Raw genomic sequence first — 22,693 nt, forward strand, 5'->3', positions numbered from 1 at the left:
AAATTTACAAAAATACACTAAAAAAACGCAAAAACACTTGAAAATATTTGTTATATCGGTTAAAATGAATGTAAGCGGAAGAAATGTTCTTTCGTAGCGGCAATCATAAGGAGGAAAATTATGAATAAATCCGAATTAATCTCAGCAATCGCTGAAAAATCAGAATTGACAAAAAAAGATTCAGAAAGAGCTTTAAATGCATTTCTTGAAACAGTCAGTGAAACATTGACAGAAGGTGACAAAGTTCAATTAGTTGGCTTTGGTACATTCGAAGTTAGAGAAAGAAAAGCAAGAGAAGGCAGAAATCCTAGAAATCCTGAAGAAGTTATTAAGATCCCTGCATCACTTGCACCTGTATTCAAAGCAGGAAAAGCACTTAAAGAAGCTGTTAACTCAAAGAAAGCTTCAAAGAAAAAATCAAAGAAAAAATAACTTATGTTATGTGTTTAAGAGCAACTCATAGTTGCTCTTTTTCATTTTGTAAATAATTATAGTTTCAAAACTTTTTAAAATGTGGTATTATATGAATATAGAATAAATTTGGAGGCAAATATGAAATTAGTACTAGTTAGACATGGTCAAAGCTTATGGAATCTTGAAAACAAGTTTACAGGTTGGGTCGATGTTGATTTGTCTGAAAAGGGCGTAGAAGAAGCGAAACGTGCCGGCAAAATATTAAAAGAAGAAGGAATTCAATTTGATAAAGCATACACAAGTGTGCTTAAAAGGGCTATAAAAACACTTCATTTTATCTTGGAAGAATGTGATGAATTGTGGATTCCTGAAGAAAAGTCGTGGAGATTAAATGAAAGGCATTATGGGGCGCTTCAAGGATTAAATAAATTGGAAACTGCTGAAAAATATGGTGAGGAGCAAGTTCATATTTGGAGAAGAAGCTATGACACGCTTCCGCCGGAAATAAAAAATGACAATCCGCTCAGTCAAGACGGTGATAGACGTTATATCTATAAAGATGCTGTGCCGCACACGGAAAATCTTAAAGTCACACTTGAAAGAGTAATGCCTTTTTGGACGGATAAGATTGCGCCGGATTTGCTTGACGGGAAAAACGTTATTGTCGCAGCTCATGGAAACAGTTTAAGAGCTCTCACAAAGCATCTTGAAAACATTTCCGATGAAGACATTATGGGACTTGAAATTCCAACAGGAAGTCCGATAATTTACGAACTGGATAAAAAACTTGAAATTGTTGACAAAAAGATATTTAAATAATTAATGGAGGAATTATGTTATTTTGTATTACAGGAAATGGAAAAGGTAAGACAACCTCTTCAATAGGGATGACGGTAAGAATGATCGGAACCGGCAAAAAGGTTCTATTCATTCAATTTATGAAAGGGACTGAATATTCCGAAATAAAGGCCCTAAAGAGATTCCCGGAAGCAGAAGTTCACACAATGGGAAGACCGGGATTTATAAAGAGAAATGCTGAAGAAGAGGATAAGAAAGCCGCAAGAGCCGCTTGGGAGTTATTTAAGGAAAAATTGAACGAAGACTTCGGTCTTTATGTACTTGATGAATTAAATGTTGCAATGTTCTATGAACTTTTACCGATGGATGAAGTGATTGAAACACTAAAAGCTGCGGCAGAAGATCATGAAATAGTAGTAACCGGCAGATATGCTCCACAGGAAATCCAAGATCTCGCAAAAATGGTTTCAGAAATTGTTGAAGTTAAACACCATTATCAAGAAGGAATTCCTGCAAAGAAAGGTATTGAATTTTAATGGATAGAACACATAAAGCGTCTATATTTATGTTGCTTTCTGCATTTAGTTTTTCTATAATGCAGATTGCAGTTAAATATACAGCACAGACAATACCTATTGCAGAACTTGTATTCATGAGAAATTTTGTCATGCTTCTAGTTGCAGGTTCTGTTGTTATAAAAAATAAAAAACCACTATTCAAAGAAAAGAAAAATCTTCCACTAATATTGGGAAGAGGATTTTTTGGTATGCTTGGAGTATTTTTATATTTTCAAGGTACGAAATATCTTCCGAGTGCTGAAGCTTCAGTACTTCAAAAATCAAGTCCTTTTTTCGTAGCAATCTTTGCATATATAACTATGAAGGAACCTATGAGCAAAGCAGATATAATATCTATGATTGTTGCTTTTATAGGAGTACTCTTTGTAACAAAGCCAAGTGCAAGTGGATTTAATTTTTATGCGGTTATTGCACTTTTATCCGGTATATTTGCCGCAATGGCATATACATGCATAGGAATGCTCAAAGGTAAGGAAGAAAGCCACACAATCATGCTATCGTTTGCTATTGTAACATGTGTTTGTATGATTCCACTTATGTTTGGAAACTTTAAGGTGCCTAATCTACACGAAACTATGGGCCTTGCAGTAATAGGGTTGTGTGGAATGCTTGGACAATGGTTTTTAACATTCGGATATATGATGGCACCGGCAGGAAAGGTAAGCATTTTTAACTATACAACAGTTGTTTTTACAAGCATATTGGGATATATAATATTCGGAGATAAAATTGATTTGTTGAGCGGTATTGGAATTTTGCTTATATTTATGGGGGCATATGTTGCATATGTTGGAAAAAATAAAGCTTAGGTTCGCTAAAAATATTTTTATAAATTGTAAAATTTATTAAAAAAACACTTGACAAACAAAAATTAGTATTATATAATATTAAATGTTGACAATAAATGTATCGCGGGTGTAGCTCAATGGCAGAGCATCGGCTTCCCAAGCCGGCTACGAGGGTTCGATTCCCTTCACCCGCTCCAGTATTTGTATGGTGGATGTAGCCGAGCTGGTTAAGGCGCCAGATTGTGGTTCTGGAGACCGTGGGTTCGAATCCCATCTTCCACCCCATTGATCCATTAGCTCAGTCGGCAGAGCACTTGACTTTTAATCAAGGTGTCCCGAGTTCGAATCTCGGATGGGTCACCATATATGCGGGAATGGCGAAATTGGCAGACGCGCTGGATTTAGGTTCCAGTGCCGCGAGGCGTGGGGGTTCAAGTCCTCTTTCCCGCACCAGAATAAAAAACCATCGTTTTAAACGGTGGTTTTTTTATTAGTTATAATATTTTAAAATACATATAATTTGATTTTTATGCTTGTAATTAATATAATAAGGTTAATAGTATTTTATTTTAGGAGGAGTGTTATGATTTATATTATGAGACATGGAACCACGCCCTACAACAAGGAGGGAAGGCTACAGGGTCAAAGAGATATTCCTCTTAGTGAAGAGGGGATAAACCAAGCGAAAGAAGCTGCTCTAAGGCTTAAAGATATACATTTCGACGAGATATATTCGTCTGATTTGATGAGAGCACACAAGACTGCGGAAATCATTGCACGCTTTCACGACACGGGAGGCGTCATTAACGATAGGCGACTTCGTGAAATAGGTCTCGGAACTTGGGAAGGTAAGACTTATGATTATTTGAGAAATAATGAGCCTGATTATGTGCTTTTTTACAATTCACCACAGCTTTATAAGGGAGATATTCCTGAAAAATATTCAGACGTTCTGAAAAGACTTAATGATTTTTTCAATGAACTTGACCATGACAAGGATATTTTAGTTGTGAGTCACGGTTTTGTGATTTATCATCTGCTTAAAGATATTCACAATTATGAGCCGATTGTTCCGATTGATAATTGCGAAGTTATAAAATATGATTTTAAAAATAATACATTTGAAAGAAATTTTATGAGGTAATTATGTTTTTATTTAGAAATGCAAATTTAAAGGGTTGTATTGTCGACATTTTATGTGAAGGTGGAAGGATTTTTAAGATTGAAGAAAATATAGAGAACTTTTATAATGTTCCGGAGTATGACATAGAAAAAAGAGTCGTGCTTCCAAGCTTGATTGACGGACATGTTCATGTGACCGGCGGAGGTGGAGAAGGTGGCTTTACAACCATGGTTCCACCGATAAAGTTTGAAAAGATTATAAGGGCAGGGGTAACAACTTTGGTTGGGCTTCTTGGAACTGACTGCACTACACGCTCTGTTCAAAATCTTATTCAAAAGGTGAGAGAACTTTCGGAATATAATATAAGAACTTATGCTTTGACCGGGGCTTATGACTATCCATCGCCGACAATAACGGGTTCTGTTAAAGGGGACATAGTTTTTATAAATGAGATTATCGGCTCAAAGATTGCAATTTCAGATCACAGGTCAAGCTATCTTGATAAACATGAGCTTTTAAGATTAGCCAGCGAATGCTTTTTAGGTGGATTAATTTCCGGAAAAGTGGGCGAGCTGCATATGCACACTGGCAGGCTCGGAAAAAGACAACTTAAAGATGTTTTTGAGATTCTTGAGGAATCGGAAATTCCTATTAAAGTTTTTAGACCTACGCACTGCGGCAATTTGGTCGACGATGCAATAAAGTTTATTAATATGGGCGGATATGCTGACTTTACCGCAGGCGAAGAAACTCCTGAGATTTTGGATTATGTAATGAAAAAAGCACCGCTTGAAAGAATTACTCTTTCAAGTGATTCAAACGGAAGCATTCCTATTTGGAATGACAAAAAAGAGGTTGTTCGAGTTGAGGCCGCGGAGATTTCGGGACTTTATGAAAATATAAAGACGCTCGTTAAAGATTTTAATGTCGACATTGATATCGCACAAAGACTTGTTTCGAAAAATGTTTCCGAAGCTCTTCAAATTTCAAATATAACGGGCGAGATTAGAGAAGGACTTTCGTGTGATTTTATTTCAATTGACGAGGATTTAAATATCATTGACGTTGTGAGCAAGGGAATTATAGAGTTAAAACAAAATGAGATAACAAGAAAATTGAATTTTCAAAATTTTTAACGAAAAAAACCTTAATCCGAGTTGACGGATTAAGGATTTTTATTATTGATTCATTTCATCTTCAGTTAAAAATGCTTTTATGCCGAGTGGAAATTCTTCTAGTGCAAGATCTTTCACTGCTTTCGCATATTGTCTTATTTCAAATTGGCTGTGTGAATCCATTCTTTGCTTTATAAAGTGTGCAACAGATTGAAGGGAAGCTGTCCAGTACCATCCGACATACATTCCGTATGCAGGAAGGAAAAGACGTGCTTCTTCGGCACAAATTCCGTCTTCCATTGCTTTTTCATAAAGGTCCACACCTTCGTTTATATATTTTTTTAATTTTTCTGTGTATTCTTTGCCGAGTTCTGCTGAAACAGGTTCTTTAGAACCTTGTTTGTTGTTGTCCGGTTTTCCTCTCCATTCGTTTTCATTTGGGATATAAAAAGTCGGTTCTTGTGTTATATATCTTCTTGAACTTTCGTTCCATGCGTTCATTGGATCTTGGCATCCTTCGAGATGTGAAGAGCCTATAATATATTTCCACCATTGCCTTGCAACCATTAAAGGTGCAAAAATTTCAAATTGAAGCATTGCGTGTCTAAATGGAGAAGTATGATCATTTTTTGCAAGAAAAGCGATTAATTTTTCGTCTTTTTCTGTCATTTCAATGCTTTCTTTGGCATAACTTGCTCTAGCGGCATTGACGATTGTAAGGTCTGAGCCCATTTTATCAACAAGTCTTACATAGCCTTTATCTAGTATTTTTTTCAAATTTATTCCCCCTTTCATTTATATTTAATTATATCATATAACCATAATTATTTAAATATGTTTTTTACTTTAATTTGTTCGAGAAATGGGGTATAATTAAATTATAGGTTGAGGTGTTTTATGAGGGTTATTGCCGTTAATATAATTTTTAGATTATACGAAGTTTTTAGTTTGAAAGAAAAAAGAAGCATAAAAAGGAAAGTAATCGAAAGAATTAAAAATAAATTTAATATTTCGATTGCAGAAACAGGCAGTATGGATTCTCTTACAACACTTGAAATCAGTTTTTCAGCGGTTTCAAATGACTATAAACATCTCGATGAAATTTATCAAAATGTGATTAATTTTATAGAATCTAATTTTGTGCTTGAGATTGTGGATGTTCAGAAGGAGTTTTTGTGAGAAAAAGATATATTTTAAATAAAAATGAAATTGAAGAAGTTTCTAAAATACTTATGGAATATCATCATGATGCGCATTGCGAACTTGTACATGAAACACCATACGAACTTTTGATCGCGACAATTCTTTCAGCACAGTGTACGGATGTCCGTGTAAATATTATTACTGAAGAACTTTTTAAAGTTGCTGATACGCCTGAAAAAATGCTTGAACTTGGACTTGCGAATTTAAAAAAATATATCAAGAGTGCAGGATTTTTTAATATGAAGGGTAAAAACATTATTGAAGCAACTCAAATTATTATGGACAAGTTTGGCGGAAATGTTCCGGATAATATGAACGATTTAGTATCACTTCCGGGGGTCGGGAGAAAGACTGCAAATGTGGTGTTATCAAATTGTTTTGGAGTTCCAGGGATTGCTGTCGACACACACGTGTTTAGAGTTTCAAATAGAATTGGATTTTCAAATGAAAAAACGGTAGAAAAAACCGAAATGGTTTTAAGGAAAAAATTGCCGGAAGAAATTTGGACAAAGATGCACCATGTACTTATTTTTCATGGCAGAAGGATTTGTTTTTCAAGAAATCCCAATTGCAATGAATGTCCGGTGAAAGAATATTGTTTGTACAAAAAAAGGGAGGATTTATGAAGTTTACATTTAATGACAGAACAGAAATAGCAAAAGATTACAAGTGGAATTTAGAGAGTTTATATGAAAATGAAGAGTTTTTAGAAAAAGACATTAACGAGTTTGAATCAGGTCTTTCAGAGCTAAGAGAGTTTAAAGGAAAACTCATGGAAAGTGCAGAAACTCTTTATTCATATTTGACAAGAAAAGATGAACTCGAAATATTACTCACAAAAATCAGCACATATATTTCAAATCGTTTCAACGAAAACAATAGGGATTCAAAGTATCAAGCTCTTGAAGGAAGACTTGAAGGTCTTTATTCAAAGTACAGCCAAGCTGTAAGCTTTGAAAATCCGGAACTTTTGAAATACACAAAAGCAGATTTTGAAAAGTTTTTCAATGAAGAAAAGGAACTTAAGATTTACGAAAAATATTTGGATGATATTTTGAAATTTAAGCCTCACACTTTGAGCGAAAAAGAAGAAAATATGATGTCCACATTGAGTCCGGTTTTCAATTCATCTGAAAAATCGTTCAGCATGCTTACAGTAGCGGATATGGGTTTCCCAAGTGTAAATATAAACGGAAAAGATGTTGAAATCACACAAGGAAATTTTGTTCCACTTCTCGAAAATGAAACGAGAGATATCAAGGAAGAAGTTTATAAGAAATTCTATGGAGAGTTTGAAAAACATATAAACACTCTAGCTTCAACTCTTGAAGGAACAGTAAAGTCAAATGTGACTGTTGCAAGACTCAGAAATTTTGATACGGCAAGAGAAGCTGCACTTTTCAACAACGCTATTCCAATAAGCGTGTATGACAAACTCACAGAGACAGTTATAAACAATTTGCCTGCACTTCATGAATATATGTCCATAAGAAAAAAAGCACTTGGTCTTGACAAGATGTATATGTATGATATCTATTCAAATCTTGTAAATGATGTTGATTTATCTTTTACATTTGAAGAAGGTAGGGATTTAGTTTTAGAAGCATTAAAACCACTGGGAGAAGAATATATTGCAAACTTGAAGAAGGGCTTTGAAGACAGATGGTGTGATGTTTATGAAACACCTGGTAAGCGTGGAGGAGCATATTCAAGCGGTGGATATGGAACTATGCCGTTTGTATTATTGAACTTCCATGGGACACTTGACAATGTGTTCACAATTGCCCATGAAATGGGGCACTCGATGCACACATTCAATTCGTGCAAAAATCAACCGTATGTATATAGCGGATATTCGATTTTCGTTGCTGAAGTTGCATCGACAATGAATGAAAGTATGTTAACATATTATCTTTTGAAAAAGTGGACCGATAAGAACTTAAGAAAATATGTAATTAATCATTTCTTGGATACAATAAAGGGCACGCTATTCAGACAAACACAATTTGCTATATTTGAAGATATGATTTATAAAGAATTCGAGAATAACGGCTCTCTTACAGCAGATTTCTTGAATGAAGAATATGGTAAATTGAACGAAAAGTTCTATGGACCGGAAATGGAAAAGGATGAAATTATAAAATATGAATGGTCGAGAATTCCTCATTTCTATTATAATTTCTATGTATATCAATACGCAACGGGAATATCTGCAGCATTAAGTTTTGCAAAGAGGATTATGGAAGGCGGAGAAAAGGAAAGGGATTTATATCTTCAATTCTTAAAATCCGGTTCTTCAATGGACCCTATCGACGTTCTAAAAAGAGCGGGAGTCGATATGAATAGTCCGCAACCTATTGAAGATGCAATTCAAATGTTTAAGGAATTTTTGGAAGAATTTAAAACACTAATATAAATATAAGGAGCAAAAATGGACGGAGCTAGATTTTTAAGTTCCATAAAGGACACAGTTTTAAATTTCAAATTTAATAATGTGATCGATATCCTTATAATTGCTGTCATTATTTATAATACCTATAAATTGGTAAAGCAAACAAGAGCGGAACAACTTGCAAAAGGGCTTGTTGTTCTTCTCATCGTTACAAAACTTTCCGGATGGTTCAAGCTATACACTCTAAGATGGCTCCTGGATTGGGTTTTGGGAGCAGGACTTATTGCGCTTGTAGTTATTTTCCAACCGGAAATAAGACGTGCTTTTGAATTTATAGGAAGATCACAATTTATAGGTTCGAGATTTAGAACTTTGGAAGATGGACAAGTTAACCCGGTCGTTGAAGAAATTGTACAGGCATGTGCATCTCTTTCAAGACAAAAAATTGGGGCGCTTATTGTAATTCAAAGAAAGACCGGTTTGGGAGAGGTAATAGAAACGGGTACTGAGATAGAAGGTTACGTTTCTATGGGACTTTTAATAAATATATTTATTCCAAACACTCCATTGCATGATGGCGCTGTAATTATAGACAAAGAAATTATCAAAGCAGCTGCATGTTTTCTTCCAATAACCGATAACAATAGGTTGTCGAAAGATTTGGGAACAAGACACAGAGCAGCTCTTGGTATAAGTGAAAAAAGTGACGCATTCGTAGTGGTTGTTTCAGAGGAAACAGGCGGTATTTCAACTTGTGAATCGGGCGAAATTTCGAGATATTTGGATGAAGATACTTTGAGAAAGAAATTGACAGATATTTATAATCCGAAGCCTGAAGAAGGTGGAATATTGAATAAATTTATAAATGAATTTAAATCGGAGGACTCAAAGGAGAAAAACGTTACAACTGAAGAGGGGGATGACAAGGATGAAGAAGTTAAATCTAAGTAAATTCAAAGATAACAATATGATTGCCAAAATATTGTCACTTGTCATTGCAATTCTTTTATGGAGTTATGTAATGGGGGTTGAAAATCCTAATGAATCTATAACGATCAGAAATGTTCGTGTAAACTTTCAAAACATGGATAGCCTGGAACAAAAAGGTTTGATTCTACTAAGTCCGAGCGAACAATTTGTAAATATAAAAATTTCAGGAAAGAAAAATGATCTCGATAAAATAAGACAGGGAAGTGTTTATGCAACAGCGGACCTTGAGGGATATGGTGTAGGGGATTCAAGAGTTAGAGTCGAAACTCGCTTTGAGTCAAATCCGGGAACTGTTCAAGTTGAAAGTGTTTCACCGAGAGATGTGCTTGTTTCAATTGACAAGGTTATTACACGTGAGATGGAAGTTAAAATTGACACAAACGGAAGTCCTCTTGAGAACTATATTGTCGGGGAAGTTACAACTTCGTCGCCAAGAATAAAAATAAAGGGTCCACAACATGTTCTTGATAAGGTTAGAAGTCTTGTTACAACTGTTGATATAACAGATAAAACTGAACCTTTTACGGTTTCGAATTCTGTGAAAGCGGTAGATGAAAACGGCGACGAATTGGTTTCGGTTGAAACCACACCGAATGTTATTGATATATCGGTTCCGATTTTCAAAACAATAATTATGCCGATTGAATTAAAAACAAAGGGAGCACTTCCTACACTTGTTAATATGAGGTCGTATGACATTACGCCGAAAACTATAACTCTAAAAGTGTTAAACGATGCAAAAGTGCCGAAATCTATCGAAACGGAGCCAATAGACCTATCAACTCTTAAAGGCAATACCAATCAAGAAGTAAAACTCAATATACCTGATGGAATGGCACCTGTGGATGAAAATGTAAAATATAATCTAAGTATTTTGTTAGATAATTTTGCAATCAGACGTGTAGAAATTAATAAATCTCAAATTCATTTTACAAATCTTCCGGAAGGACTGAAGCTTGACGAAACGAGTATACAAGATATTTATACGGTAGATATAAGTGGAGAAGAGAAAAAAGTTACAAATTTAGATGAATCTGGATTGAAATTTTTCTGTGATATGGGTAATGCACTCCCGGGAGTTCAGAAATACGAACTGCAATTAGAAAAGAATCCGGATAATATTGTTCTTAATAATTCGGTAACTATTGACTTGAAGGTGATTGAAAATCCTGAAGAACATAATAACAATGACAATCAAAACGATAAAAATAATGACAAAAATAACTAAAAGAGAGAAAAATTCTCTCTTTTTTGTTGCAATTATATTTTATATGGTGTATAATGTATTTGTCTTCAAGGGGTAGGTTAAATTCCTCACCGGTGGTAAAGCCCACGAGCCAAATATGGCAGATCAGGTTTGATTCCTGAGCCGACGGTATAGTCCGGATGAAAAGGAAGATCCCCTTTTTATAGGGTTTTTTTATTGCCCAAAAGGAGGTTATTTTTATGAACAGTAAGACAGAAAGAAGAGTTGGTCTATCCAACGTAAAAACTTTGACAAGTTTGGCTATGTTTGCTGCACTTGCCTATGCACTAATGGTTGTAGGGAGATTCCCAATAGTACTATTTTTGAAGTATGACCCGAAAGATTTCGTTTTGGTCATTTGCTCATTTATGTTTGGAATAATTCCGGCAACTATTGTAACGGCTATAGTTAGTGTCATTGAAATGGTTACCGTATCCGATACCGGACTTATCGGACTTTTAATGAATGTGGTTGCAACACTTGCATTTTTAATTCCGGCAAGTTATTTCTTCTACAAGTCAAAAAGTGTAAAAAATGTCGTTGTCGGTTTGATTGCAAGTACACTTCTAATGACGGTTGTGATGCTTCTATGGAATTGGGTAGTAACTCCGTTTTATATGCACGTTCCGCGTTCTGAAGTTGTAAAGCTTCTAGTTCCGGCAATTCTACCTTTCAATTTGATTAAAGGTTTTTTGAATTCAGCATTAATAGCATTTTTTTATAGCAGAATTTTAAAAATCAAGTCAAACGTATTGGCGCAAAACATTGAGCCGCAAGAACATGCTCTTAGAAATTCTCTAATTGCTGCTGTAGGACTAATTGTGCTCGCACTTATTCTATATGCAATAATATAATTATTAAAAGCAGTAGTTGTACGAAACAACTGCTGCTTTTATATTTTCGCATCTTTGGCGAGTTTATCAACTTTTTCGTTCATTTCAATATTGCTGTGTGCTTTAACTTTTATAAATTTTACATTGATATTATTTTTTATAGTATCAAAAAACACCTGATATTTTTGTGTGAGTTCATTTTTAGCTTTCCATTCTTTTAGAGCCCAATGTCTTATGCCGCTGTAGTCGTGATGTAGATAAACGGTTTTTATGTTTAACTCCATAGCTTTTTTTATGCCGTAAACTGCACCGAAAACTTCACCTGCAACATTTCTGAATGAAATTAAAGATGGAATGTCATATCTTTGTGAGCCTTCAAATTCGCCGTATTTTGTAATTAGTACATATCCATAAGAAAAAGTATTGTCAGCTTGCCTAAAACTTCCATCTACATATAAAATAGCTTCATTGTCGCCAATTTCTTTAGAATTATTCATATATTTTTCGTTTAAATCAGAGCCTTCCATAAAATTAATAGCATCTTCTTCAGTATCAAATTTTTTATAAATAGCGCCTTTGAAACCATGGATATTATCTTTGCACTCATCCCAAGTGTTATATATTCCCGGAACTTTTCCATTTTTTACAGCATAGTATTTCATTTTATCAACCTTTCTTTGTTGTTATCAATCATTCAATTATATAATATATTAGAATTAAAAGCAATTGAAATTTTAATGCCAATCGTGTATAATAGAAGTATAAAAATATTTAGGGAGGAAGAATTATGTTAAAGGATTTTAAAGATTTCATTAACCGCGGAAACGTCTTCGATATGGCAATCGGTGTTATAATCGGTGGTGCATTCGGCAAGATTGTCAGTTCACTTGTGAATGACATACTTATGCCTCTTATCGGAAAATTGACAGGCGGATTAGACTTTTCAAATTTGTTTGTTTCACTTGACGGAACAAGCTACAATACACTTCAAGCAGCTGAAGAAGCAGGCGCAGCTGTATTGAAATACGGATCTTTCATTCAATCTGTTTTAGATTTCTTAATTATTGCATTCTGTATATTCATGATGGTAAAAGCAATTATGAAAGTAAAGAAACAACCTGCACCTGCAGACCCTACCACAAAAACATGTCCTCTATGTAAGACAGAAATTCCTATTGGGGCTGTAAAATGTCCTCATTGTACAGGAGATATCAGTGGAAAATAAAGACTACGGTCTGGGAACTGAAGATATTAAAAGTCTTGTCCTTAAACTCTCGATACCAAGCATCATTGGAATGCTTGCAAATGCATTATACAATATTATAGACAGAGTTTTCATAGGACAGGGCGTTAATGAGATTGCAATAGGGGGAGTGTATGTTACACTTCCTTTAATGTTTATAATCATGAGTTTTCAAATGCTTGCATCGGTAGGCGGCAGCACACTTATGAGTATAAGTCTCGGCGAGGGCAATCGAAAAAAAGCGGAGCAATTTTTAAATACATCATTCTTGCTATGTCTTATTTTATCAATTTTATTGCCGACTTTATTTTATATTTTTGCAGATAATTTACTAAACATTGTTGGAAGCACACCGGAAAATCACCAATATGCAAAGGATTACTTTGACATTGTTCTTTTCGGAGCTCCGGCAATCATTATAGGTTTCGGTTTAAACAACTTTATTAGAGCTTCAGGTGATTCAAAAGCAGCAATGAATACGATACTTATAGGAGTATTTTTAAATGCAATACTAGACCCTATTTTTATTTTTGCTTTAAAAATGGGTGTTAAGGGAGCTGCATGTGCGACAGTTATCTCACAATATGTGAGTATGATTTGGGTTTTGATGCATTTTGTTAAAGGAAAGCACGCATTAAATCTCGATCCTAAATACATGAAACTGGACAGAAAAGCAGTACCTCTGATACTTGAAAATGGTATGCCGCTATTTCTTATAAATATAGCGAATGCAATAGTGACGAGTATAATTACGTTAAGTGTTAGAAAGTACGGAGGTACGCTCGGCATTTCTGTTCTTTCAATAGTCGGCTCGGTAACAAATATATTCTTTATGCCACTATTCGGTATAAATCAAGGGGTTCAACCGATTATTGCATACAATTATGGTGCAAAAGACTATGAAAGACTATCAAAAGCATATAAAATCGGTGCACTTTATGCAACATATATATGTGTATTTGTATTTTTAATTATAATGATATTTCCGTATCAAATTTCAAGCATATTTTTAAATAAAAATGCAGATCCAAAACTTTTACAAATGGCAGCACCTGCTCTTAGAAAAAGTATGTATGCATCGATTTTTCTTGGTGTTTCTATTACAGGGACCTCATTTTTTCAAGCCGTTAAAAGGCCAAGAATTGCGTCTACAACGTCACTTCTTCGTCAATTGCTTATACTTGTACCTCTGGTATATATAATGCCGATGTACTTTGGAATAGACGGTGTATGGTATGCATACACAGTGAGTGACTTTGTTAGTTCAATCATTGTATTTTACTTTCTATTTAAAATATTTAAACTCGTTAAAATTGAATGCGAACAAGAGGGAGACATACTTTAAATATCAGGAGGATTTATGAGACCGGTAAAACTTTCGGCAGCAACGACTGTTGATATGACAAGAGAATATTTTGATGAGAATGACATACTTCTAATTCCAACTATAATTATTATCGATGGGGAAGAATATGCTGATGACTATGAGCAAATAACTCCAAGATTCTTATACGATAAAATTAGAGAAGGGAAGCTTCCGACAACTTCCGGTAACGGAACCATGGTCTATTATGAAAATTGGAAGAAAATTGTCGAAGATGGATATGATATTGTTCACATAGATCTTTCAAGTGGGCTTTCAGGAACGCATAACAGTGCAGTTATGGCTGCCGATATGATAGAAGATGAAGTGGGAGAGAAGAGGGTTTATGTGCCGGATACACTTGCAGCATCTTCTGGAGAAGGACTTATTCTTGATTACGCAAATGACTTAAAAAACGAAGGCAAAAGTGCAAGTGAGATTTATGATTGCATATTAAAAGACAGAATGAAGGTAAATCATTGGTTTACTTTAAGTGATTTTTCTCACCTTTTTAGGGGAGGCAGAGTAAGCAGAACAAAAATGATTTTGGGCGCAGCACTAAATATTTATCCTATAATGCGAATGGATATTAATGGCAAACTTGTTCAAAAGAAAAACACGCGTGGTTCCAAAAAAGCTTTTAAAACACTTGTAGACATTATGGAGAAGCGTGCTGAGTGTGGTAAAGATTACAATAAAAAAGTATTTATATCTCATTCAGATTATATCGACGGAGCAAAGGAAGTTGAAAAATTAATAGAAGAAAGATTTGCAAATGTAAAATCAATTGAAATATTTGACATTCATCAAATTGGAGTTCATACAGGGCCCGGAACTGTTTCGTTATTCTTCTGGGGCGAGGAAAGAATAGATTAGAACAATTATAAATCTCTCTTTAGCAAATAAATGCTAAGGGGAGATTTTTTATTATAATAAAATTTTATAAAATAAAAAAAGATGCTGCCAAGATTGGCAAGCATCTTAAAATTGCGTTTTTATTTTTTTATTCTTGGGTTTTTTACAGGAATTACTTGTAGCACGGATACATTGTTGGTAATATCATAAACAAATATAATTTGATCATCCGTACCGTAATCAAAAGTATAAGTCACACCACGTGTTAAAAATGTTCTTCTTTCAGCCATTCTATATGTGTATTTTGGATGGAAAATGTCACGTCCTTTGGCCTTATCGTTTAAAAATTGTATCATTTCTTCTTTGCTGCCTGAGAGCCCTAAATTTTGATAGTTTTTATAAGCGTCATCATAGTTTTTATTTGCAAAATTATCATGTAAACTAAATACATTCGCAAGCCTTATACCTGTGTCGAACTCTGTTACGAAATAACTTGAGTCCAGGCTTCCATCGGTGAAATCGTGTCCGGTATTCATAACAAAACGCAATTGATTTTCTGTTTTGTCAATGTTCGATTTAAAATAATCGAATGCTACATAGTGATCATTGAAATTAAATGCGGTCATATAGCCCTTACCATCATCATAGTTTTCAATCACTTTTTCAATTTTGTAGCCATCTTTTATTTCCTTTATGCCACCATTTTTGAGGATATCTCTGATTTGCTTTTCAAAATTTGCACAGCCTTCATCACTAAAATCCGGGTGAATATATTCTCTAAAGAATCCATAGATTCCATCTTTATCGTTTTTTCCAAGAGAATTATAGAAGTTTTCGATTGCATTAAAGACTTTTTCATCTTCTTCTGTAAAAGTTTTTGAAATGAAGCCGTAGTGAGTCTCATCTTTATAATCGGAAACAAGTTTAATTGTTCTAGTTTCTTTATCATAATCGACATGAATTCCTACCAATTCGCCGAGATCTCTCAATTGTAGGTAGTTGTTTCCGTTTATCAAAGCTGTTTTAGCATCTCTTTTTTCATATATATCTGATCCTTTTGGATTATGATTAATATAAACAGTTTTTGTAGAGAGCATAGCTTTTGCTTTTTCAGATTTAATTTCTTCGAGATCACCTTTTATTTTTTCATATGGTCTATATCTTTCAATTATGAAGGTTTTATTTTCATTGTCGTATGAAATGTTGAATTTCTTTTCAGTTTCATTTAAAATTACAGCTAAATCACGAAGCTTAATATAGTTTGATCCGTTGATATTATAGAACGGAGCTTCTACATCTTTGCCGTCAAGAGTCAATTTTTGATTGGCCTTCTTTGCTACAACAGTTTCGCTTTCAGCGAAAGTGATTGGGGTTAACGCAACCAGCATGAGTATTGCTAGGAGCAATGAAAATTTTTTGTTCATAGTTTCCTCCAAATAATTTATTATGTTGATTAATTAAATCAACTTACAAATATTATACCATTAAAAAACCGGAAGCACAAATATAATTATTTACAAAAAAGTCCCCTATAAAAGGGGACTTTAAATTATACAAACATATAACTGTATTTTATTGTGTTCTAATTGCTTCGAGAGGGGAAAGCTTCGTTGCTTTACGAGCAGGGTAGTATCCACTTAAAATTCCGACTATAGTCGCAAATAAAAGTGCAACGAGTATGAGCCATATTGGAATTATAGAAATTTTTCCTTCTCCCATCATAGGGAGGCCTCCCATCATTCCGCCCATGTCATCAGGATTACCTTTTTTTGAAAGATAATTTATGATGGCACTCGCTATATAACTTACGCCAATGCCCAAGGCACCTCCAAAAAGTCCAATAAACGCAGCTTCTGTCAAAAACATTTTTTTGATGTCTGAAACATTAGCACCGATAACTTTCATAATGCCGATTTCCTTGATGCGTTCATAGATACTCATAACCATAGTATTTGCAATTCCGATTGCAGCAACAAGAAGACTGACGGCACCGATTCCGCCAAGTATTTTTTGTGTACTTTCAACATTTTTGTTTAAAGCGTCGGTTGCTTGAAGATTTGATTGAGCGTTGTATCCAAGTGCTTTGACCTTGTCATTTACAGCTCTCATATTCTTAATATCATCGACTTTGACAATAATGCTGGAATACTTGCTTGTGCTGTTTCTGTCTCTGTATCCCATTCCGCCGACCATTCCATCAGCTTTTTGCTTATCGTTCTCACGTTTGATTTCTCTTTTTAATTTCAATGCAAAATCCATTGGTATATATACATTATATGCGGTTTCCCAATCCTCTTCGGGAAGTTCTCCAACAACTTTTATTTTGTGAGTCTTTGAATATTTTCTTTGTTCAGTTTCCGGGTCATAGCCCTCTCCAATATTCATTGTTATCGGATCCTTCTCAAGGTCGACAAGCGTTTTATCCGGATCATTCATGTCATTCATTCTGCCGCCTCTACTTTTTTGATCGTACCATGAACGTTTGAGACCGCCACCGAAGACAGCTACTTCTCCGTCAGAAGCTTCAAGAAAACGACCCCATTGCATTTCCGGATTCAATAGTGCATATTTTTCAGGGTCCACACCAATGATTTGTGCAAAGTTTGAATATTTTTTAGAGGCGATGTCAACTCCATCAACTTCCAAAGTCGGAATTGTCACTTGTACATTTTCAATTTTCGAAATTTCTTCAATTGCTTTATCATCAAGTGGTTTTGCATCTTTTTGTTTCTGTGTCTCAGGATCGTAAATAGGGTAGGAAACAACTTTTATAACATCAACCGGACCCATTTGAGCTAGAAGCTTTTTGTTTTGCTCCTTCATGCCGAAGCCGAGGCTCAAGGTGGTGATGATTGATGCTGTGCCGATTATAACACCAAGCACCGTCAAAAGAGTTCTAAGTTTCCTACGCCAAAGATTTCCAAGAGACATCTTAATTAAATCTAAATTAGACATCTAAAGTCAAATCCTTTGTTTCTTTTTTCTTTTTTAATTTTTTTACAACTACAAATGTGATTCCACCGACTGCAAGAAGTCCAACCCAAAGATACCATTTCTTTAAAATATTTAAAATTTTATCTTTAAGTCCCGGTTCTTCAGCAGGCATTTGATTTTCCGGAGCATTCGGGTCAAAAGCCGGAGCTTCTGAGACTGTGTATTTTACTTCTTTTTTAACTTCTTGTTTTTTACCGGTTGAGTCTTCGTAGGAAAATACAATATTTCCTTTCTTTTCTCCAGCTTCCATTGCATTTACTTGAATGTCGTAATTTTCAGTTGAACCTTCGAGGAATTTTCCGACATAATAAGTTGAATTTTGTGCTTCCAACTCATCTGATTCAAAACGAACCATCATGTTGTAGAGTGTAACTTTTCCGGTGTTATAGAATGTAACGGAAAGTGGAGTACCTTCGCCGACATTAAATGCCTCTTGTGTTTGAACTTCACCAATTTCAAGTCTCGATGATTGAACAACTGGGATACCGATTTCTTCTTCGGCTTTAAATTGGTTATTAGAGCCATCTTCATATTCAAATGAACATGTTACATTATATGTCTTTGCCGTTGCATCAGGGACAGTGTAAAGATTTATAGTTTTTTGAACTACACCATTTGGCATAATCTTGTCGATGAAGAATGTATTTGAACTGTCGACAGGTGTAAAGATATTAGAACCTCCTGAATCCTTGCTGTCAGTGCCTTTTGGAGAGTTCATAGAAATCTTTATGTTTTTTACAACCTTTGTTGATGAAGTGTTTTGGAATTCCAAATCCATTGCAAATTCTTTTCCCGCTTCAGGAAGCTTAGGATTGAAAGTGTATTTTCTGATGATTACTTTCGGAGTCGAAATTTTATCTTCTTTTCCATCACCTGAGCTATCTTTCTTTGGATTTGAAACAAATATTCCGGAATACTGTTCAGTTGTTAGAGGATCGCCTTCAGTTTGGTCTTCGTCTCTATATTCAACTTTGATTGTAATCGGATAGTTTTGTGTTGAACTTGCAGGCGTTGCAAGATAGGTAAAGCTGAAACTTTGAGTTTCTCCAGGTGCGAGGGTTTCAATGAAATGTTGACTGATTGATTTATTTACAAGCCCGTCACCTTCAACGCTGCTCTTAATCAAAACTCTCTTTGCTGCTTTCTTTCCTCTGTTTGTAACGTCAAACGATAGGGTAGAGGACTTGCCCGGATAAAGTGTGTTTGCCGGTGTTACAAGATTTTCAATAACAACACTTGAAACATTTGATGGGTCTTTTTTTAGAGTTAAGAAAAATGATTTTTCGCTTTTTGATTGTCCGCCTTCAATGTGTTGATCGAAATAAGAAAGAGTTACTTTGAACTCATGGTTGCCGGCTTTTGCATTAGGTCCGGCTGAAAGAACAAAACTAACACGCTTTTCTTCATTTGGAAGAATGGTGTCGAAGTTTTTAACATTAAAGTCTCTTTCGAGCGTAAATCCGTCAGAACTCATTCCTTCAAGTCTAACCTCAACGTTGTTTATTTCATTATCGGTAGGGTTTTTTATCGTAAATCCGGCAATGACATCTTCTCCCGGGGCAATATTCATATTGTTCGGCATAACTCTTATGTCGGAAAGAACAAGTCTGGAAGCTTGTCTAGGATCATATTCAACCCTTACATAGGTTGTGACGCTTTTTGTTTGTCCGTCGCTAGTATATACGTTAATGTCAATAGGATATGTTCCAGGCTGTGCATTGTTTGCAATTTGCACGGTAAATTGAAGGTCAATTGATCCCCCCATCATTCTTCCTCTGAATTCTTTACCAGGCATTCTTTCGTCTGAGCCTTTCAGCATAAAAATATTATTATTTCCTTTAGAGTCAGCGTTTCCGCTAATTGTAAAATATCTGCCAATCATTGGAAATCCACTTTGATCTAATGGATAGTTGAAGTCAACAAACGCACGGATTTCCTTTGTTTCACCAGGTTTGCCGACAACAGTGCTACTTGCACTTATATGTGTAATTGATGATGGTGCAGCTTGTGAAGGGGGAGTTGAGGGTTCGGTTACTCCTCCATCGCCAGGTTTTCCAGTGGGGCCATCCGCAAAAATACTTACACTTTGAAATATCATAACTAATGATATTAATAAAATTAAAAATTTGTTTTTTCTCATATTTTCCTCCAATATTAACTATATCTCGCTGTTTATTTCTTCTATCTTATCGAATCTGCTTCGAATAACTTCCTCTGAAGGAAGTGGTTTTGGTATTTGTGTATCAATTTTTTCAATCGTTCCGTCTCTAAAATGTATAATTCTGTCAGAATAGACAGCTGTTTCAATGTCGTGCGTTACAACTATCATAGTGCTGTTATTTCTTCTAACCATATCGGTCATAAGTTCGATAACTTCGATTGAGGTTTTCGAATCCAAATTTCCGGTTGGTTCGTCTGCAAAAATTATTTTCGGGCTATCCACAAAAGCTCTCGCAATACTTACTCTTTGTTGCTGACCACCGCTCATTTCGGAAGGTTTGTGGTAGAGTCTTTTTCCGAGTCCAACTTCCTTTAAAATTTTTTCTGCCATTTCAATTCTTTTTTTCTTAGGGACACCTTTAAAAGCGAGTCCGAGCCCAACATTTTCAACTGCTGAAAATGTCGGTATAAGATTGTAAGCCTGAAAAACAAAACCGACATTTAGTTGTCGGAACCTTGTTGCTTGTTCTTCAGTTAGATTTTCCATGTGAATGTTTCCTATTATAACTTCTCCGGATGTTGGTCTTTCAAGTCCGGCGCACATATTTAAAAGAGTTGATTTACCGCTGCCGGAAGGACCGACAAGACAAATACATTCACCCTTATAAATATCAAGACTGACGTGACGCAAAGCAACTATTTTTTCCTGTCCCATTTTATAGACTTTCGTTAAGTCCTTAAGTTCTATTAACGGTTGCAATCTATCACCTCCATGATTACATTATAGCAAATAGTAGTGTTTTAATCAATTATAATTGTGTGTTTTTTTATTACATTTGCGTGACCTTATTGTTAAGATTCGAAATGGGTATAAGTATAATGCTATGAAAAATGAAAAGAAGGGGATTAGATGAAAATAAAATTTAAAATGCCACACGAGGCAAAAAAAGTAGAAGTTGAATATAAGAATGGAGAATCCATCGTTGAAATAATAAAGAGAGAGTTTAAAAACTATAAAAGATTTTTAGGTGCGGTTGTGAACGCTGAACTAAAAAGTCTATGCTATAAACCCAAGGCAGACGATGAAATAGTTCTTTTGGACATTGAAAACTCTCTTGGTCTTAGAATTTATACAACAAGTCTTTCCATGATTTATGCTTATGCAATAAAAAGTCTATATCCAAACATGAACACAGTTATAGAGCATTATGTTGGAAGCACAATTTACACACAAAAAATTGGAGAAGAACCGTTTACTATTGAAGAAGTAAAAAGTATCGAAAAAAGGATGCGAGAAATAGTAAAAGAGAATATTGATATTAAAATGGAAAAATGGAATTCTGAAAAGGCCATTGATTATTATAGCAAAATCAAACGAGACGATGTTGTTAAACTTTTAGAAACAAGCAAAGCTATGGACGTAAATATGTACAGAATGGATAACTTTTTAGAAAAGTTTGAGGGCGTTTTAGTTACAAGTTCAGAATTTATTGAAAAATTCGAATTGTCATATTATTATCCTGGGCTTTTAATTCGCTTTCCATCTAGTGATAAAAATTTTGAGATTGATATAAATGAAGAGGAAGCAAAGCTTGCGAAAACATTTCAAGATCACACCAAGGATGCACATATTATTGGAGTAAATTATGTTGGAGAGTTGAATGATAAAATTTTGAGTGGGAAGAGCAGAGATTTGATTTTGGTTTCAGAGAGTTTTCTTGATATGAGAATAAGGGATATTGCAATAAAAATTGCTGAGGACTCTGCAAAGCGAGTTGTTCTTATAAGCGGACCTTCAAGCAGCGGAAAGACAACCTTTGCACAAAAACTTAAAATCGCACTTACAATGTATGGCCTTAATTCAATTGAAATTTCAACCGACGATTATTTTGTAGACAGAAAGATGACACCTAAAAATCCTGACGGCACATACGATTTTGAAACAATTGATGCTGTTGATATAGAATCGTTAAATAGAGATATTATTAAATTAATAGAGAGCGGAGAAACAGAAAAGAGAAGTTTTGATTTTATTGAAGGAAAACCGATTTTCACAGGGGAAAAGCATGAACTTGGAAGCAGTGGAATAATTATAATCGAAGGGATTCATGCTCTTAATCCGATTCTTTCAAAATATGTGCCGAACAGAAACAAGTTGAAACTATATCTTTCAGCATTAACCACAATGAATATTGATTCAATGAATAGGCTATCGACAACGGACGTTAGATTTTTAAGGCGTATGGTAAGAGATGTGCGAACAAGAGGACGTGATGTTTCAACATCACTAAACGAGTGGGAAAATGTAAGAAAGGGAGAAGATAAATATGTATTTCCATTTCAGGAAGAAGCGGATATAATGATAAACACAAGTCTTTTTTATGAAATTGCCGTTCTAAAAAAACATGCTATGGTACTTCTTGAGAAAGTTCCTGAGTCTGACAGAAATTATGTTCGTGCAAACAGATTGATGGATATGCTTAGATATTTCGTTTCAATTGAGGACGATGCAATGATTCCGAACACATCTCTTATAAGAGAATTTATTGGCGGAAGTATTTTTGAATAGAGAACAAAAAAACCACGATTTTGATATCG

21 protein-coding genes, 4 tRNA genes, 1 pseudogene and 1 riboswitch are annotated in these 22,693 nt (G+C 34.9%); of the genes and pseudogenes, 20 read left to right on the forward strand and 6 right to left on the reverse strand.

The annotated features are described in order from the left end of the window. Positions 1-90: 90 nt before the first annotated feature. From C7381_RS04035 to C7381_RS04080, 10 genes and pseudogenes are all read left to right on the forward strand, one after another. Positions 91-432 (forward strand): annotated as a pseudogene (locus C7381_RS04035) (HU family DNA-binding protein); the annotation flags it as partial. 120 nt (positions 433-552) lie between these two features. Continuing rightward, the gene (locus C7381_RS04040) at positions 553-1,233 is read left to right on the forward strand and encodes a 2,3-diphosphoglycerate-dependent phosphoglycerate mutase (RefSeq protein ID WP_116479984.1); all 681 of its coding nucleotides are present in this window, start codon (positions 553-555) and stop codon (positions 1,231-1,233) included. Positions 1,234-1,247: 14 nt separating this feature from the next. Beyond that, positions 1,248-1,748 (forward strand): cob(I)yrinic acid a,c-diamide adenosyltransferase, encoded by a 501-nt coding sequence (locus C7381_RS04045; RefSeq protein ID WP_116479985.1) that lies wholly within the window; start codon positions 1,248-1,250, stop codon positions 1,746-1,748. Beyond that, entirely contained in the window at positions 1,748-2,599 is an 852-nt protein-coding gene (locus tag C7381_RS04050) for a DMT family transporter (RefSeq protein WP_034545430.1), read from the forward strand. Before C7381_RS04045 ends, C7381_RS04050 begins: the two co-directional genes overlap by 1 nt. Positions 2,600-2,701: 102 nt before the next feature. Next, positions 2,702-2,775, forward strand: a tRNA-Gly gene (locus C7381_RS04055). 11 nt (positions 2,776-2,786) lie between these two features. Next, positions 2,787-2,863: transfer RNA gene (locus tag C7381_RS04060), tRNA-His, on the forward strand. Positions 2,864-2,865: 2 nt separating this feature from the next. Beyond that, positions 2,866-2,941: transfer RNA gene (locus tag C7381_RS04065), tRNA-Lys, on the forward strand. 5 nt (positions 2,942-2,946) lie between these two features. Next, positions 2,947-3,031, forward strand: a tRNA-Leu gene (locus C7381_RS04070). Between the two features lie 130 nt (positions 3,032-3,161). Then, the gene (locus tag C7381_RS04075; protein ID WP_052085348.1) at positions 3,162-3,722 is read left to right on the forward strand and encodes a histidine phosphatase family protein; all 561 of its coding nucleotides are present in this window, start codon (positions 3,162-3,164) and stop codon (positions 3,720-3,722) included. Between the two features lie 2 nt (positions 3,723-3,724). Next, positions 3,725-4,837 carry an amidohydrolase family protein gene (locus C7381_RS04080; protein ID WP_034545427.1) on the forward strand — a complete coding sequence of 371 codons (1,113 nt, stop codon included), beginning with the start codon at positions 3,725-3,727 and terminating at the stop codon, positions 4,835-4,837. 42 nt (positions 4,838-4,879) lie between these two features. Here the strand turns inward: C7381_RS04080 and thyX are convergent, their stop codons facing one another. After that, positions 4,880-5,599, reverse strand: coding sequence for an FAD-dependent thymidylate synthase (gene thyX, locus C7381_RS04085; protein ID WP_245893751.1), 720 nt, complete (start codon positions 5,597-5,599; stop codon positions 4,880-4,882). A gap of 114 nt (positions 5,600-5,713) precedes the next feature. Between thyX and C7381_RS04090 the strand changes: the two genes are divergently transcribed. From C7381_RS04090 to C7381_RS04115, 6 genes are all read left to right on the forward strand, one after another. Further along, positions 5,714-5,995, forward strand: a complete 282-nt coding sequence (locus C7381_RS04090; RefSeq protein WP_116479988.1) for a DUF503 domain-containing protein — start codon at positions 5,714-5,716, stop codon at positions 5,993-5,995. After that, a complete protein-coding gene (gene nth / locus C7381_RS04095; RefSeq protein WP_281261752.1) occupies positions 5,992-6,645 on the forward strand; it encodes an endonuclease III in 654 nt (217 codons plus the stop codon). The genes C7381_RS04090 and nth overlap by 4 nt, the downstream gene beginning before the upstream one ends. Continuing rightward, complete coding sequence (pepF, locus tag C7381_RS04100; RefSeq protein WP_165803589.1) at positions 6,642-8,435, forward strand: oligoendopeptidase F; 1,794 nt, start codon at positions 6,642-6,644, stop codon at positions 8,433-8,435. Before nth ends, pepF begins: the two co-directional genes overlap by 4 nt. Positions 8,436-8,450: 15 nt before the next feature. Beyond that, positions 8,451-9,362 carry a diadenylate cyclase CdaA gene (gene cdaA, locus C7381_RS04105; RefSeq protein ID WP_052085347.1) on the forward strand — a complete coding sequence of 304 codons (912 nt, stop codon included), beginning with the start codon at positions 8,451-8,453 and terminating at the stop codon, positions 9,360-9,362. Beyond that, positions 9,340-10,629, forward strand: coding sequence for a CdaR family protein (locus C7381_RS04110; protein ID WP_165803590.1), 1,290 nt, complete (start codon positions 9,340-9,342; stop codon positions 10,627-10,629). Before cdaA ends, C7381_RS04110 begins: the two co-directional genes overlap by 23 nt. 57 nt (positions 10,630-10,686) lie before the next feature. After that, positions 10,687-10,805: riboswitch (FMN riboswitch) on the forward strand. A 42-nt stretch (positions 10,806-10,847) separates the two neighbouring features. Continuing rightward, the gene (locus C7381_RS04115; protein ID WP_116479991.1) at positions 10,848-11,501 is read left to right on the forward strand and encodes an ECF transporter S component; all 654 of its coding nucleotides are present in this window, start codon (positions 10,848-10,850) and stop codon (positions 11,499-11,501) included. 38 nt (positions 11,502-11,539) lie between these two features. Here the strand turns inward: C7381_RS04115 and C7381_RS04120 are convergent, their stop codons facing one another. Further along, positions 11,540-12,142 carry a ribonuclease H1 domain-containing protein gene (locus C7381_RS04120; RefSeq protein ID WP_116479992.1) on the reverse strand — a complete coding sequence of 201 codons (603 nt, stop codon included), beginning with the start codon at positions 12,140-12,142 and terminating at the stop codon, positions 11,540-11,542. A gap of 125 nt (positions 12,143-12,267) precedes the next feature. Here C7381_RS04120 and mscL point away from each other — a divergent pair, with 125 nt between their 5' ends. Genes mscL through C7381_RS04135 form a run of 3 tightly spaced genes read left to right on the forward strand, consistent with a single transcriptional unit; the run spans position 12,268 to position 14,962 of the window. Next, positions 12,268-12,705, forward strand: a complete 438-nt coding sequence (gene mscL / locus C7381_RS04125) for a large conductance mechanosensitive channel protein MscL (protein WP_116479993.1) — start codon at positions 12,268-12,270, stop codon at positions 12,703-12,705. Beyond that, positions 12,695-14,068, forward strand: a complete 1,374-nt coding sequence (locus tag C7381_RS04130; protein WP_116479994.1) for an MATE family efflux transporter — start codon at positions 12,695-12,697, stop codon at positions 14,066-14,068. Before mscL ends, C7381_RS04130 begins: the two co-directional genes overlap by 11 nt. Before the next feature lie 15 nt (positions 14,069-14,083). After that, positions 14,084-14,962, forward strand: a complete 879-nt coding sequence (locus tag C7381_RS04135) for a DegV family protein (RefSeq protein WP_116479995.1) — start codon at positions 14,084-14,086, stop codon at positions 14,960-14,962. A 119-nt stretch (positions 14,963-15,081) separates the two neighbouring features. Here C7381_RS04135 and C7381_RS04140 read toward each other — a convergent pair whose 3' ends face one another. The 4 genes from C7381_RS04140 to C7381_RS04155 form a co-directional block, all read right to left on the reverse strand. Beyond that, positions 15,082-16,365, reverse strand: coding sequence for a stalk domain-containing protein (locus C7381_RS04140; RefSeq protein WP_116479996.1), 1,284 nt, complete (start codon positions 16,363-16,365; stop codon positions 15,082-15,084). 148 nt (positions 16,366-16,513) lie between these two features. After that, positions 16,514-17,896: an ABC transporter permease gene (locus tag C7381_RS04145; RefSeq protein WP_116479997.1), complete on the reverse strand. Its 1,383-nt coding sequence runs from the start codon at positions 17,894-17,896 to the stop codon at positions 16,514-16,516. Next, on the reverse strand, positions 17,889-20,075 hold the full coding sequence (locus C7381_RS04150) for a COG1361 S-layer family protein (RefSeq protein ID WP_116479998.1): 2,187 nt from the start codon (positions 20,073-20,075) through the stop codon (positions 17,889-17,891). The genes C7381_RS04145 and C7381_RS04150 overlap by 8 nt, the downstream gene beginning before the upstream one ends. A gap of 18 nt (positions 20,076-20,093) precedes the next feature. Beyond that, entirely contained in the window at positions 20,094-20,855 is a 762-nt protein-coding gene (locus C7381_RS04155; RefSeq protein WP_081935411.1) for an ABC transporter ATP-binding protein, read from the reverse strand. 150 nt (positions 20,856-21,005) lie between these two features. Here C7381_RS04155 and C7381_RS04160 point away from each other — a divergent pair, with 150 nt between their 5' ends. Then, on the forward strand, positions 21,006-22,664 hold the full coding sequence (locus C7381_RS04160; protein WP_116479999.1) for a nucleoside kinase: 1,659 nt from the start codon (positions 21,006-21,008) through the stop codon (positions 22,662-22,664). Positions 22,665-22,693 lie beyond the last annotated feature (29 nt).

The sequence above is a fragment of the Ezakiella coagulans genome (assembly GCF_003096635.1).
GTDB classification, from domain to species: domain Bacteria; phylum Bacillota; class Clostridia; order Tissierellales; family Peptoniphilaceae; genus Ezakiella; species Ezakiella coagulans.